The 13340-nt window shown below is 64.4% G+C and carries 12 protein-coding genes and 1 pseudogene; 8 read left to right on the top strand and 5 right to left on the bottom strand.

Going from position 1 to position 13340, the window contains the following annotated elements:
• Positions 1–14 precede the first annotated feature (14 nt).
• From ruvB to pal, 7 genes are all read left to right on the top strand, one after another.
• Positions 15–1055, top strand: a complete 1041-nt coding sequence (ruvB, locus tag VHC04_RS21075; RefSeq protein WP_325684711.1) for a Holliday junction branch migration DNA helicase RuvB — start codon at positions 15–17, stop codon at positions 1053–1055.
• A gap of 120 nt (positions 1056–1175) precedes the next feature.
• Entirely contained in the window at positions 1176–1616 is a 441-nt protein-coding gene (gene ybgC / locus VHC04_RS21070) for a tol-pal system-associated acyl-CoA thioesterase (protein ID WP_325684710.1), read from the top strand.
• A 16-nt stretch (positions 1617–1632) separates the two neighbouring features.
• A complete protein-coding gene (gene tolQ, locus VHC04_RS21065; RefSeq protein ID WP_325684709.1) occupies positions 1633–2349 on the top strand; it encodes a protein TolQ in 717 nt (238 codons plus the stop codon).
• 3 nt (positions 2350–2352) lie between these two features.
• Positions 2353–2844 carry a protein TolR gene (gene tolR, locus VHC04_RS21060; protein WP_325684708.1) on the top strand — a complete coding sequence of 164 codons (492 nt, stop codon included), beginning with the start codon at positions 2353–2355 and terminating at the stop codon, positions 2842–2844.
• Between the two features lie 12 nt (positions 2845–2856).
• A complete protein-coding gene (locus VHC04_RS21055; protein ID WP_325684707.1) occupies positions 2857–3882 on the top strand; it encodes a hypothetical protein in 1026 nt (341 codons plus the stop codon).
• 78 nt (positions 3883–3960) lie between these two features.
• Positions 3961–5334: a Tol-Pal system beta propeller repeat protein TolB gene (gene tolB, locus VHC04_RS21050; protein ID WP_325684706.1), complete on the top strand. Its 1374-nt coding sequence runs from the start codon at positions 3961–3963 to the stop codon at positions 5332–5334.
• A gap of 315 nt (positions 5335–5649) precedes the next feature.
• The gene (pal, locus tag VHC04_RS21045) at positions 5650–6123 is read left to right on the top strand and encodes a peptidoglycan-associated lipoprotein Pal (RefSeq protein WP_325684705.1); all 474 of its coding nucleotides are present in this window, start codon (positions 5650–5652) and stop codon (positions 6121–6123) included.
• Between the two features lie 59 nt (positions 6124–6182).
• On the opposite strand, the gene VHC04_RS21040 is transcribed toward pal, so the two are convergent.
• The 3 genes from VHC04_RS21040 to VHC04_RS21030 all read right to left on the bottom strand — a co-directional run bounded on the left by VHC04_RS21040 (position 6183) and on the right by VHC04_RS21030 (position 9129).
• Positions 6183–7169: an MBL fold metallo-hydrolase gene (locus VHC04_RS21040; protein ID WP_325684704.1), complete on the bottom strand. Its 987-nt coding sequence runs from the start codon at positions 7167–7169 to the stop codon at positions 6183–6185.
• Positions 7170–7379: 210 nt separating this feature from the next.
• Positions 7380–8390 (bottom strand): enoyl-CoA hydratase/isomerase family protein, encoded by a 1011-nt coding sequence (locus tag VHC04_RS21035; protein WP_325684703.1) that lies wholly within the window; start codon positions 8388–8390, stop codon positions 7380–7382.
• Positions 8391–8919: 529 nt separating this feature from the next.
• On the bottom strand, positions 8920–9129 hold the full coding sequence (locus VHC04_RS21030; RefSeq protein ID WP_325684702.1) for a hypothetical protein: 210 nt from the start codon (positions 9127–9129) through the stop codon (positions 8920–8922).
• 123 nt (positions 9130–9252) lie between these two features.
• On the opposite strand from VHC04_RS21030, the gene VHC04_RS21025 reads away from it, so the two are divergent.
• Positions 9253–10170 (top strand): methionyl-tRNA formyltransferase, encoded by a 918-nt coding sequence (locus VHC04_RS21025; protein ID WP_325684701.1) that lies wholly within the window; start codon positions 9253–9255, stop codon positions 10168–10170.
• Positions 10171–10354: 184 nt separating this feature from the next.
• Here VHC04_RS21025 and VHC04_RS21020 read toward each other — a convergent pair whose 3' ends face one another.
• Together VHC04_RS21020 and VHC04_RS21015 are read right to left on the bottom strand one after the other, a co-directional pair.
• Positions 10355–12193, bottom strand: coding sequence for an SLC13 family permease (locus VHC04_RS21020; RefSeq protein ID WP_325684700.1), 1839 nt, complete (start codon positions 12191–12193; stop codon positions 10355–10357).
• A gap of 502 nt (positions 12194–12695) precedes the next feature.
• Positions 12696–12964, bottom strand: a pseudogene (locus VHC04_RS21015) (IS1634 family transposase); the annotation flags it as partial.
• Positions 12965–13340 lie beyond the last annotated feature (376 nt).

Genomic DNA, 13340 nt, shown 5'->3' with positions numbered 1-13340 from the left:
GGAGCCACGCGGACATGAGCGACCCAAAGCGCGTAGTCTCCACCGAACGGCTACCAGACGATCCGGCGGACGCGCCGCTGCGGCCGCGGACCCTGGCCGAGTTCACCGGCCAGAAGACGTCGCGCGAGAATTTGGCGGTGTTCATCGCTGCCGCCAAGGCTCGTGATGAACCGCTGGACCACGTGCTGCTGCACGGGCCGCCCGGCCTTGGTAAAACTACGCTGGCGCAGATCGTCGCCCATGAGCTGGGGGTGGGTTTCCGGGCCACGTCGGGACCGGTGATCGATAAGGCGGGCTCACTGGCGGCCATCCTGACCAACCTGCAGCCGCGCGACGTACTGTTCATCGATGAGATCCACCGCCTGCAGCCGGCGATCGAGGAGATCCTGTATCCGGCGATGGAGGACTTCCAGCTCGACCTGATCATCGGTGAGGGGCCGGCGGCGCGTAGCGTGCGCATTGGCCTGCCACCTTTCACCCTGGTGGGCGCGACCACCCGGGCCGGGCTATTGGCGACACCGCTGCGCGACCGGTTCGGCATCCCGCTGCGCCTCGTGTTCTATACGCCTGAGGAACTGCGCCTGATCGTCGCCCGCGGCGCGCACCTATTGGGTTTCGCCCTGACCGACGAAGGCGCCGCCGAGATCGCCCGCCGCTCGCGTGGCACGCCGCGCATCGCCGGCCGACTGCTTCGTCGGGTGCGTGACTTCGCGGCGGTGCAGGGCGAAATACCGGTGGACCGCGCCGTCGCCGATGCGGCCCTGACCCGCCTGGAGGTCGACCGTTTGGGCCTGGACGCGATGGACCGCCGCTATCTACGCCGAATCGCCGACCAACACGCCGGCGGTCCGGTTGGCGTGGACACCTTGGCCGCGGCCCTAGCCGAGGCTCGCGACACGCTGGAGGACGTGGTCGAACCCTACCTGATCCAGGAGGGCCTCATCCTTCGGACCAGCCGCGGCCGCATGCTGGGCGAGCCGGCATGGCGGCATCTGGGACTGAATCCGCCCTGCTCCGCCTTGCCGCTGCTGCACGGGCTGGAGTCCGAAGCATGAACGTGAAAAAGCCGACCACCGTCGATCAATGCCTGAGAGGACAGGCCGCCGTCCGTTCACCTCGTGATGTCCGCCTGCGATTCGCCGCTCCATCCGCCCTTCAACGCCGGAGCCGGATGAATGAACCCTAATCCTCCCTCCACGTACCATTACGTTATCCGCATCTATTACGAGGACACCGATGCTGGCGGGGTCGCCTACCACGCGAATTATCTGCGCTACGCGGAACGCGCCCGTACCGAAGCATTGCGAGAGGCGGGAATCCCCCATGCGAAGCTGGTAACCGATCATAACCTTATGTTCGTGGTGCATCGCGCGGAAATCGACTACATGCGCCCAGCGCGGCTCGACGATACGCTCGTGATCGAAACGCGAGTGACGGACGTGGGCGGCGCGACGGTGGCGTTGCGCCAGACGATGCGGGGCTCCGACGGCATCCGCGTCGTGGTGCGGATCAAGCTCGCCTGCGTGCAAATCGGAGGACAGAAGCCAGCCCGAATTCCGCCACGGTGGCGGGGCGTGCTGGATTCGATGCGCCGTGACGATGACGAGGATACCTGACGGGGGATAAAGGGCAGTGGATCGGGCAGTGGATGCGGCAAACCTGGCGGCGGCTGGCGGCGACCTGTCGCTCTGGGGCCTGTTCGTGCAGGCGGATATCGTCGTTAAGTTGATCATGGTCGGCCTGCTGTGCGCCAGCGTCTGGGTCTGGGCGATCGTGTTTGAGAAATGGACGACGCTACGCAAGATCAATAAGGAAGCCGATGGGTTTGAGGACCGGTTCTGGTCCGGCGGCAGCCTAGACGACTTGTTCGACCGCGAGGGCGTCAATCCGTCCAATCCGATGGCATCCGTATTCGCTGCCGCGATGGGCGAATGGCGTCGTTCCCTCAAAGTGGCGGGCGCCGACATCTCCCACACATCCGTCCGCGATCGCATCGATCGCGCGATCAACGTGACCGTGCAGCGAGAGATGGAGCGGCTGGAGCGCTGGATGGTGTTTCTGGCCAGCGTCGGCGCCACCGCGCCATTCATCGGCCTGTTCGGCACAGTCTGGGGTATCATGCACTCCTTCTCCGCCATCGCCGCTATGCACAACACCAACCTTGCGGTCGTCGCCCCCGGCATCGCCGAGGCGCTGTTCGCCACCGCGATCGGCTTGGTGGCCGCCATCCCCGCGGTGCTGGCCTACAACCAGATTAGCACCTCGCTGGCCCGCTTCGCCGGCCGGATAGAGAATTTCGGCAGCGAGTTCGGCGCCATCCTTTCACGCCAGAGCGAAGAGCGCACCTAGGCCATGGCCTTCGCGATGAATCAGGGCGAACGGGGGCGGCGCGGCCGCTATCGGCCGCTGGCCGAGATCAACGTCACCCCGCTAGTCGACGTCATGCTGGTGCTGCTGATCATTTTCATGGTGACGGCGCCGCTGATGACGTCCGGCGTGGCGGTGGACCTGCCGAAGACCTCGGCCCAACCACTGAATTCAGACAGCGAACCGCTGACCGTATCGATCAAGGCCGACGGCACTATCTTCCTGCAGGACCAGGCCGCCGACCTGACCGACCTAGTGACCAAGCTGCAGGCGATCGCCCAGAACAACCCTGACCGCCGGATCTTCGTCCGCGGCGATAAGGACCTGGCATACGGCCGGATCATGGAGGTGATGGGCACGATTACCCAGGGCGGCTTCACCAAGGTCGCGCTGCTGGCGGAGCAGCCCGCCGGCGGAGCGGTCCCAGTGCAAGCCGCCCGCCCTGCCGCGAAACCCGCTTCCGGCAAGACCCGATAGGTCGTCGTCTTTATGCTGCAGCGCGTCTACAAGGCAGCGGAACGGACCACCGATCGCATCAGTGGGATGACCCCGGGAATGCGCCGCTGCCTTGGCGTCTCCGTCGCGCTGCACATTGCGGTCATCGTCGTGATTCTGATCGGCCTGCCGACACGAGAGATCAAGGACGAAATCCTGCCGGAAACCCAGGTGGCTATGGTGTTCCAGGGTTCCGCCAAGAGCGCAATGCAGGCCGAGACCCCAGGCGAGGTCGCCGCCCCGTCGACCGAGGCAGCGGCGCCCGCTCCGCCCACCACCGAACCGCCGAAGCCGCAGCCGCCGGAACCGCCCCCCCCACCTCCGCCACCTCCACCGCCTCCGCCGCCGCCTCCGTCGGAACCCGCGCCACCGCAGCCGAAGCCCATCTTCACACCGCCGCCCACTCCGTCGGCGGAGTCCACGCAGGTGGCCCCGCCACCGCCGGCGAAGCCGCAGCCGCCCACCCCGACGCCGCCGCAGGAGCAGCCGCCCCTGCCGCTCCCGCCGCCGCCGACCCCGCCGCCGCCGACCCCGCCATCGACGACATCGCAGCCGAACCTTACGAAGAATCCGGCTCCGAACAGTACCGCGCTGGAGAACACGCTGGACAGGCTGCGCCAGCAACTTGCCCAGTCGGCGCCGCCGAAGGCGCGCTACAACCCGCAGGCGGGTGGCGCCCCCAGGGGAGGTGGTGTGCCGGGTGGTGACATTACTGGCGCACTGACCGATGGCCAGCGGGCGGCGATCGGCGACCATGTGCGAGAGTGCTGGACCAAGGACGCCGGCGCGCTGGATATTGATAAGCAGCGCGTGCTGCTGACGGTGATGACCGATAACGCCGGTGTCGCCCGCCACGCAGAGGTCGCCGGTCCCGACATTGGCCGCATGAGCGATCCGCGCTTCCGGGCCTTCGCCGAACGAGCGATCCGCGCGGTGATGGACGTGCGGTGCGCCAGTCTGCCCTTGCCGAACAATCAGCTCGGCAAGGTTAACACGCTCACCTTCCGGTTCTCGCCATGACGCGAACCGGACCATGCCGGGCCGCCGCCATGCAGCAGGACCGGCGCCTGCCACACCTCGCACAGGGAAGAAATACGCATGATCCATATTCCGAACCCGAACGTCCGGCGGCGCGATCTGCTGGCAACGGGCGCGGCAGGTCTGCTTGCCAGCACTGCGCCGGTGCCGGTCCTGTCGGAGGCATTGGCACAGTCGGCTCCTTCAGCCGTTATCGACGTGAATCGCGCGCGGTCGGCGCCGATCCCGATCGCCGTCCCCGACTTCCCCGGCAGCGACCTGGGCACGCAGATCGCCGGCGTCATCCGCAACGACCTTGCCAATAGCGGCCTGTTCCGCCTGATCGACAAGGCTGCCTTCATCCAGGGTGCCCCGCTGGCGGGGGCCACCCCGAACTTCCAGAACTGGAAAGTGACCGGCGCGCAGGCGCTGGTGACCGGCGGCGTCTCGGGCGGCGGCGGCCAAGTAAAGGTAGAGTTCCGCCTATGGGATATCCTGCCCGGCACGCAGATCCAGGGCACCGCCTACACGACCACCGAGGCCAACTGGCGCCGCATTGCCCACATCATTGCCGACGTGATCTATGAACGGCTGCTGGGAGAGAAGGGCTATTTCGATACCCGCATCGTCTACATCTCCTCCACCGGTCCACGCGACCGACGCACCAAGCGGCTGGCAATCATGGATCAAGACGGTGCCAACAACCGGATGCTAACCGACGGGTCGTGGATGGCGCTGACGCCGCGCTTCCACCCGACCAAGGATATTATCGCCTTCATGAGCTATGCCAACAACAAGCCGCGGGTGTACTTGTTCGACCTATCCTCGGGACGGCAGACGCTGCTGGGCGATTTCAACGGCATGACCTTCGCCCCGCGCTTCGCCCCGGACGGCAACAGCGTCATTATGGCGCTGACCAACGGGGCCGGCGGCTCCGATATCATCTCGGTCGACCTAGGTAGCCGGTCTTCGCGGCGGCTGACCCAGTCGGGTGCGATCGACGTCAGTCCTTGCTACAGCCCGGACGGTTCCCAGATCGTCTTCGCCTCGGACCGCGGCGGCAATCAGCAGATCTATGTGATGGGCGCCGGCGGCGGCGGGGCGCGGCGGATCAGTTTCGGGGCGGGCAATTACGCTACGCCGGTCTGGTCGCCGCGCGGCGACCTGATCGCCTTCACTCGCTACGGCAGCAGCGAATCGAACTTCGCGATCGGCGTCATGCGCCCCGACGGGTCAGGGGAACGAATCCTCTCTGAGGGTTGGGACGTCGAGGGACCGACCTTTGCGCCCAATGGCCGCGTGCTGATGTTCTATCGTGAATCCCGCTCCCGCGACGCGCGGGGCGGCGGGTTCGGTCAGCAGCTTGTGACGGTCGATATCACTGGTTTCAATGAGCGTCCGGTGCCGACACCGACCGACGCGTCGGCGCCCGCCTGGTCACCGCTCGGCGGCTGAACCGCCGCTCACGCCGAATGGCTTTTCACCCTGATGGGGCGGGATGGACACCGAGCACGTCGGCGTTCCGGACGAGCCTTCTCCCGCTTCGCCGATCCCGCTGTTGACCTCGGGCAGGACTGAGTGCGTAACGGGACATTGCTCGCCGTATTTACGCAGAACGTTTCGCGACTTTGGCCCGCAGACCGCGCGCTGGACCTTGACCGCAGCACAAGGCGCGCGTTAATCGCTCGCGGAGATGGAACGGATGCCCGCTTCCGTTCGTACAGGCTCGCCTGTGCTCCTGTGAGCATCACAGTACAGGGACGTAGATCTATGAGCAGCATGAAGATCCTTGGCGCGGTAGCCGGCCTTGCCCTGCTGGCAGCCTGCGCCAAGACTCCCGAACCCACCACCGATACCTCCGCCGCAACGTCGGCCTCCACCATCGTGCCGGGCAGCCAGGAGGATCTGGTCGCGAATGTGGGCGATCGGGTCTTCTTCGACTTCGACCGCTCCAACTTACGGCAGGATGCCAAGGATACGCTCGACAAGCAGGCCGCTTGGCTGGCGAAGTATCCCAGTGTGAACGTCCAGGTCGCCGGCAACACCGACGAACGCGGCACCGAGGAATATAACCTCGCGCTTGGTCAGCGCCGGGCCGATTCGGCCGCCGCCTATCTGCGCGCAAAGGGCGTCGCCGGCGCGCGAATCGCGACGATCAGCTATGGCAAGAGCCGGCCGGTCGCGCTGGGTAGCAACGAGGAAGCCTGGGCGCAGAATCGTAACGCCACTACGTCGGTTCGCTGATGGTTTCGTTCCCGCGGCCGCTGCGGCGGTCGCGGGAATCGATTTTCGCGTATGCGACGTCAATCCTCCGCCAGCATTCCTCCGATGGCGTTGAGATATTGCGCCACCGACTCTGCCAGCGCTCTCTTGGCGTTGGACGGAATGACTCGCTCCCACCAACCACCATAAATTGCTTCGAACGGCCATGGATCCAGCCTGTCGGCGATGCGCCGCACCGATCCGGGGTCCAGCGGTATCAGGTTCGGATAGCTGTGCATGAAGGTGGCCTTCTTGTCCGGCCGGACCAGCAACGTGTCCCCGGTCAGCAGCGCGCCGGCACCGCTCGCACCCGCTGCCCAATGCAGCACGGCACTGCCAGGAAAATGCCCGCCGCAACGAATCAGCGTGACCCCGTCGGCCAGCGGCACCTGGTCCTCGACCCAATACCGGATCACCGCGTCCTGCCGCGGCACGTATTTGCGGTCACGACCATGGACAAAGACCGGGACGCTTTTGAACGCGTGGCTCCAAGCCACCGCCGAGGCAATGAAATGGGGGTGCGAACAGGCAATGGCCGCCAGCCCCCCCAGCGCCGTAACCAGCGTGATCGTCGCGTCGTCCAGAAAGCTGATGCAGTCCCACAACACATTGCCGGCCGATGTACGCAGCAACAGCGCACGCTGACCGATAGCGAAAGCGGGGAAAGTGCCGATTCCTATCAGGCCAGGTTCCAGGCGGCGGAATGCATTGAAATGCGTCTTCCGCAACGCATCCATCGTCGTCCAACTTTGACCGGCCGGATTAACGTTTTGACGGCTGTCCGTGCAGATTAGGCAGCCGTCTGGCGGCTGCTGCGTGTTCGAGTATTGGGCGCCGCAGGTCGTGCAGATGAAGGCGGGCATACAACCTCGCAATCGATGGTTGCCACAGTAGACCACATGTGCATATCGCGGAACACCGAGCACGCATAAGCTTGGCGCGGGGGCAGGCAGGTCGGATCCGTACCAACATCCCTCACGCCTTCTCGACGGGCACGCGCGGTTGATGCCACCAGCCATCAGTCTCATGATCAGCCTTCGGCGATCGCGCTTCCGACGGATCACCTGGCCACGCGTCCTTCGTCATGGCGTACGCAAACGCAGGCGATCGGGAACGACATGCCGCTTTCGGAGACTGAGACAGGCCGTAAGCGTAACGTTGAAGGAACGGCCGATGCCGGCGACTACGCCGCTCCAGGCGAAGGCCCACCCAATCCGCATGCAGACTGGCGGACGCCATCAACCGGTGAACAGCCCAGCGATCGACGCCGGATCTACGTCCTCGATCCGTGCCGGCTTCCAGGCCGGCTTACGGTCCTTGTCCACGACCATAGCCCGCACGCCCTCGGTAAAATCGGGATGGGCCATCGTCGTCCGGGTTAGCTGGAATTCGGCGTCCAGCGCCGCAGGCAAGGTCAGGTCGGCGCCATTGCGCAGCGCCTGCAATGTCCAGAACAGTGCCGAGGGCGAGACCGTACGTAGCGCCTTTAGCGCCCTCTTGGCCCAATCGTCTTCCTGCTGTTCCAGCCGAGCGACGATCCCTGGGACAGTGTCGGCGGTAAAACAATGCTCGATCGCGGCTAAATGCGGCGCCAACGAGAAGGGAGGCAGTGCCTCGGAGTGTTCGGCCAGAACGCTCGGCCCGTCCTGAGCCAGCGCCGCCGACAGGGTGACCAGCTTGGCGTGCGGCACGAAATGCGTCGCCAAACCAGCATGCACGGCATCGGCGCCACTCAGCCGCAGGCCGGTTAGGCCCAGATACAGGCCCAGATGTCCGCGCAAGCGCGGCAGCAGGAAAGTGGCGCCGATATCGGGAAAGAAGCCGATGGCAGTCTCCGGCATGCCGAAGCTCGCGTGCTCCGTCGCGACGCGATACGCCCCGTGCACCGACATGCCGATGCCGCCACCCATACATATGCCGTCGATCAGCGCTATATACGGCTTCGGATAGGTCGCGATCAGCAGGTTCAGTGCGTATTCCTCTTGAAAAAAGGCATCCGCGACGGGGCGATTGCCACTTATCTGGGCCTCCCGCAGCTCGATAATATCACCGCCAGCGCAGAAGGCGCGTTCACCCGCGCCCTCAATGATCACTGCATGAACATGCGGGTCGTCCCGCCACTGGCGCAAGATGACATCGCAGGCTCGGATCATGTCTAGATTCAGCGCGTTCAGCGCACGCGGGCGGTTCAGCAGAATGCGGCCCACCCGGCCATCGCGGCGGGCGATCACGGTTGGTTCTGCGGTCATGCGGTCTGATCTCCTGGCGTTGGCTCGCGTGTTAGCGGCACCGTGCGCCGATGTGAAGGCTGCCCAACCCACTTCCGCTCCGCCCGTGCATTCCGGTTACGCACCTCGGTCCGCGACGACGATCAGCGGGACAGCCGCCGCGCCCACAGCGAATAAAGACAGCGGCAGCCACGGCGGTGCGACCAGCGGTGGAAGCCGTTCTGTCCCAGACCAGGGAATCACATATTTGCCATGCAACGATGTCGGGTGCGCTGAAACGATTCAGGATTAGGTTAGTCTGTTGGGGGCGCCGATGACATCGGCTAGCGGATGCAACCACTTATAGGTCTGGACGTTGGCCAACGTAGCATCAGGGTCGACATGATCAGAGCCTTTGTCCTCGATCCGCAGTGCCCGGTCGAATACGGCGTTCACAATCCGGGGCGCCCCAAGAAACGAGGCCCGATCAAAACGTCGCACCGACCTCAGCGTGGCTGGCGCCTGATATACGTTCGACGGGACGAAGCGCCCGGTCTGTTAGGTCGAGCTCCTACGTCAGAGCGTCCTTGCCGAAATGACATTGCAGGTACAAAACCGTCAGCCGTTGCAGCGGTCCCAGGATCTCGGTGACGATCGGGCCGAGGTTTCCGCGCCCGGCCCGCAGCGCCATCCGCCCATAGCGCGGGGTGCTGACAGCGTGCAGCGGCACCCGCTTATCCCAATTGGCATGGTGCGCACGCCGCCATTCCGGCTCCGACATGGCCCGCTCACCCCGGCGACACCGTCTCATGCCGCCTGTCCGCGGGCAACGGGGTCGGCCGCCCTCTCGACAGCCGGGCCGCCGACCCCGCATGCTGGTTGTGGCAAGAAACGGAGGGAACGGATGCGCGTCGCGATCATCGGCCAGCAGGATTTCGGCAAGGCCACTCTTGAGGCGTTTTTGGCGCGCGGCGACACTGTGGCCGCTGTGTTCTGCGCCCCGGAAAAGGGGCGGCCGGACCCGCTGCGTCTAGCCGGGGAAGCGGCGGGCGTGCCAACGCACCAGTTCCCCAAGCTGACTGATCTGGCGGCGCGAGATGCCTTGCGGGCCGCCAACGTGGATATTGGCGTCATGGCCTATGTCACCCAGCTCGTGCCTCAGGATTTCTGCGACATCCCGAAGTTCGGGACGATCCAGTTCCATCCCAGCCTGCTGCCGTTGCATCGCGGGGCGTCGTCCATGAGCTGGTCGATCATTCTAGGCCGGCAAGAAACTGGTTTCAGCATCTTCCGTCCGACCGACGGGCTAGACGAAGGCCCGGTCATTCGAACCTATCGCGTGCCGATCGAGCCTGAGGACACGCTGGGCAGCCTATATTTCGGCAAAATTTTCCCGATGGGCGTGGCCGGATTGCTGGAGGTCGCGGACCTAGTAGTGCGGGGGACGGCGCCGGCCATCGCACAATATGAACCGAACGCCGGCTACGAAGGCATCATCCGAGATGCGGAATCCCGGATCCACTGGGCAAGCCATGTCGACCTGACCTTCAATCTGATTCGCGGCTGCAACCCCGCGCCGGGAGCCTGGACTACATTGGACGGCAAGAAGTTGTTCCTGTTCGACTGCCGCAAGCGGATCGCCCGCACCTTCAGCTCGGTCAGGGGCAAGAAGATCGGCCAGGTGGTGAAGGTTGATGCATCCGGGGTCACCATCCACGGTCAGGGTGGTTTTCTGGAGGTACATCGCCTGCGCTGGGACGGAGGCAAGAAGATCGCTGCCGTCGAGGCGGGATTGGAAGTCGGGACTATCCTGGGCGGCTGATCTCCGGCATGGGCGGGGAGACAGGCGGGCTCCTCCACCGGGCCCGCAGCGCCTGATTGCTCCCACCCCGCCGCTCGCTTTTTTTCGTCACGGCCAGATGGCCGGGCTCAGCGCACCACTGCCGAGGGGTCACGCTTGGATCCGCCGAAGCAATAACAGCGCGTCGGGGTGACCCTACCGGCGCTTATGGACGGAACGGCAGCCACAGAGGCACCAACAACACGCAGACGAACGCCACGACGATGGAAAACGGCACGCCGATCTTCACGAAATCGGCGAACACGTAACGGCCGGGCCCGACCACTAGCGTATTCACCGGTGAGGAAATCGGCGTCATGAACGCGGTTGATGCGGCTAGCGCGATGACCATGGCGAACGGATAGGGTGACAGCCCCAGGTCCTTCGCCACCGCCAGTCCGACCGGTGCCATCAGCACCGCCGTCGCCGTGTTCGAAATGAACAGGCCCAGCCCAGCGGTGACGACGAACAGCGTCGCCAGCACGATGCGGGGGGACGCCGCGCCCACCGCATTGATCACCGCGTTCGCTGCCAGATCGACCCCGCCGGTGCGTTGTAGCGCGAGCGAGAATGGCAGCATGCCAATGATCAGGATCAGCGTCTTCCAACTGATGGAGCCGTAAGCGCTGTTGAAGTCCACGCAGCCGAACAGTCCCATCAGCAAACAACCGATCAGCGCCGCCTGCACGTTCGGCAAGATGCCCGTGACCATCAGCACGACAACCAGCCCCAACGTCCCCAGCGCGAATGGCGCCTTGCTGGCGGCCGGCAGCACCTCATCGAAATCCGCCGGCATGTTCAGCACGACCAGATCATCCCAATCGTCGCGCAGAGCGCGGATATCGGACCAGAAGCCAGTCAGCAACAGCGTGTCCCCCAGCTTCAGCTGTCGCTCCGCTAGGTCGTCCGTGATCACCTTGTTGCCTTGGCGCAGGCCGATCACCGTCGTTCGGAATTCCGACCGCACCCGCGCCTGCCGGATCGTCTGGCCGATCAATGGTGATTCCGAGGGCAGGATGACCTCGACCATGCCGAGCTGCTGGGTACGGTCACTGAGGTAGTCGTTGTGCCCTCCAAACGGAATCGCCTCCAGGCCATAATTCGATCGGAGGGCGGCGGCCTCGGCCTCCGATACCCGGACATCCATCAGCAGAACGTCGCCTGCGGCGAACCTAGTCTCCGGCGTCGGCCGCAACATCTCGGCCGCGCGGGCGCCGCCGCGTTCGATTGCCAGCAGGCTGATGCCTCGCGGTAGGGTTTTGAGTTGGCCAAAACCGATCCCCACCAACGGAGAGCGCGCCAGGACTCGCACCCGCTGCTCGCGTCCGGCCAAATGGTAACGCTCGATCCAATCCCGCAAGGTCGGCCGGCCGCCACTGGTGTCCGCAGCAGCGGCGTCAGCCCGCAGCAAGCGCCGCGCGGCCAGCATATACAGGATGCCCAGGGCCAGCACCGGAACGCCAAACGGGGCGAAGCTGAAAAAACGGAAGCCCTCAGCGCCCTGTCGGATCAGTTCGGCGTCCACCACCATGTTCGGTGCCGTCGCCACAAGAGTCAGCATGCCGCTGATCAGTGCGGCGACGCTCAATGGCATCATCAACTGACCAGGCGGGATCCGGCGGTTCTGGGCGATCCGCAGCACCACCGGGATGAACATGGCGACCACGGCAGTGGAGCTCATCAGCGATCCCAGCGCCCCAACCGAGGCCATCAACAGGACGACCAGCCGCATCTCGCTGTCGCCGCCCTTGGCGTCGAGCCAATCACCCAGACGCCGCGCCACGCCGGTCCGCACCAGCCCCTCACCGATAACGAAGAGCGCGCCAATCAGGATGATGGATGAATCGGCAAAACCAGCCAGCACCTCGTTCATCGTCACAACGCCGGTGAACGGCATCAGGACCAGCATCAGCAGTGCGACCGCATCCATGCGCGGACGGTTAACGACAAACATGACGACCGAGGCCGCCAGCATGATCAGGATTATCGCGAGTTGCAGAGTCATACTGGCCTCCAGCTGGGGCACGACGGGGTCAAAGCTAACCCCCGTCATGCTCCGCAAGTCTTATTCGAGAATGTCATTCACGTGTTTCGCCCTTCATCCAGGGCGATCGCGCTTCAGGCTCTGAGACTCTGTTCCACCAGATCCGTGACCAGCGAACACTCGTGGCCAGCGATAATCCCTCATCCAGGGAAACAATTCGGTGTAGATAGACACCGGTAACAGAGCGGAACGCGCGGCACGAATCAAGATCGTGCACATACTCTGTCGGGAGCGCGTGATTTGTCCGCCTGACGTAGCGCACGAGATGTCCGAAACGTTCGTGACCTGTTCGGGAGGTTGCGGGTACGACGGACACGCTGGCGGTATCGAACTCAATGATCGATGCCGTTAGCCCGTCTCCGCGGATTCGCGGTTTTCAGGGGGGCTGCTCATTGTTTATCAACGAGTTGGATGCAAAAGTCTTCACAACATCAGGTGGCGCAGGCGACAGCGGTGGTGGCGATTTTGGGGGTGGCTGGGGCGGCAACTGGAGCTTGGGTTGCCGGATCAGAAGTTGGAGTTCCTGCTCGGGCTGGGGTGTAGCGGGTCAGCAGCAGTTCGCGTCCGTCGGTGGTCGGCAGATGGACATCGATCAGCTATACGGCGGTGAATGTCTCCAGGGCGCTGCTCGCGGTCAGTCCTGGCGCCAGGGCATGCAGACGGCGCTGCAAAGGTGACCTGTAGGCAATAGGCCAGGAATGCGATGCGGATATGGGCCTCGATCCGCCGTTCGTCCGGGAGTGTCCGAACGTCTGTATAATCTGTATAAATAGCTCCATAAATAGCTCCGTGGCTTGATCACAGCGATACGATCCACGAACAAAATCAGGAATTGCAGCCTGGCTTCAGGCCAGGCGATGGCGGGTTTCCAGCGTAACCCGGCGTGCTGGATCGCCAGATAGAGCAGCTTCAGCGCGGCTTCGTCGGATGGAAAGCTGCCGCGGGTCTTGAGAGGGTGTCAGACTAGTACTACAGGTGGGTTTATGCGCATGGTAATGGGCCTTGGCGGCACCGGACTGGTGACGTTGTCGCCAGCCAGACCATGCGAAGACGAACGGCGCGCCAGGGCGATCGTAACAACAGCTTGGCGATGAGGCCTCGGATCTCC

The sequence above is a fragment of the Rhodopila sp. genome (assembly GCF_035548095.1).
GTDB lineage: Bacteria > Pseudomonadota > Alphaproteobacteria > Acetobacterales > Acetobacteraceae > Rhodopila.
Note: the sequence above shows the minus strand (reverse complement) of the source record. Positions and strands in the feature narration are given on the sequence as shown.

Coding starts and splice junctions, on each gene's coding strand:
- ruvB (WP_325684711.1), top strand. CDS start 15: ATGAGCGACCCAAAGCGCGTAGTCTCCACCGAACGGCTACCAGACGAT.
- tolB (WP_325684706.1), top strand. CDS start 3,961: ATGATCCATATTCCGAACCCGAACGTCCGGCGGCGCGATCTGCTGGCA.
- VHC04_RS21030 (WP_325684702.1), bottom strand. CDS start 9,129: ATGTCGGAGCCGGAATGGCGGCGTGCGCACCATGCCAATTGGGATAAG.
- pal (WP_325684705.1), top strand. CDS start 5,650: ATGAGCAGCATGAAGATCCTTGGCGCGGTAGCCGGCCTTGCCCTGCTG.
- VHC04_RS21025 (WP_325684701.1), top strand. CDS start 9,253: ATGCGCGTCGCGATCATCGGCCAGCAGGATTTCGGCAAGGCCACTCTT.
- VHC04_RS21055 (WP_325684707.1), top strand. CDS start 2,857: ATGCTGCAGCGCGTCTACAAGGCAGCGGAACGGACCACCGATCGCATC.
- VHC04_RS21035 (WP_325684703.1), bottom strand. CDS start 8,390: ATGACCGCAGAACCAACCGTGATCGCCCGCCGCGATGGCCGGGTGGGC.
- VHC04_RS21020 (WP_325684700.1), bottom strand. CDS start 12,193: ATGACTCTGCAACTCGCGATAATCCTGATCATGCTGGCGGCCTCGGTC.
- tolR (WP_325684708.1), top strand. CDS start 2,353: ATGGCCTTCGCGATGAATCAGGGCGAACGGGGGCGGCGCGGCCGCTAT.
- ybgC (WP_325684710.1), top strand. CDS start 1,176: ATGAACCCTAATCCTCCCTCCACGTACCATTACGTTATCCGCATCTAT.
- VHC04_RS21040 (WP_325684704.1), bottom strand. CDS start 7,169: ATGAGACTGATGGCTGGTGGCATCAACCGCGCGTGCCCGTCGAGAAGG.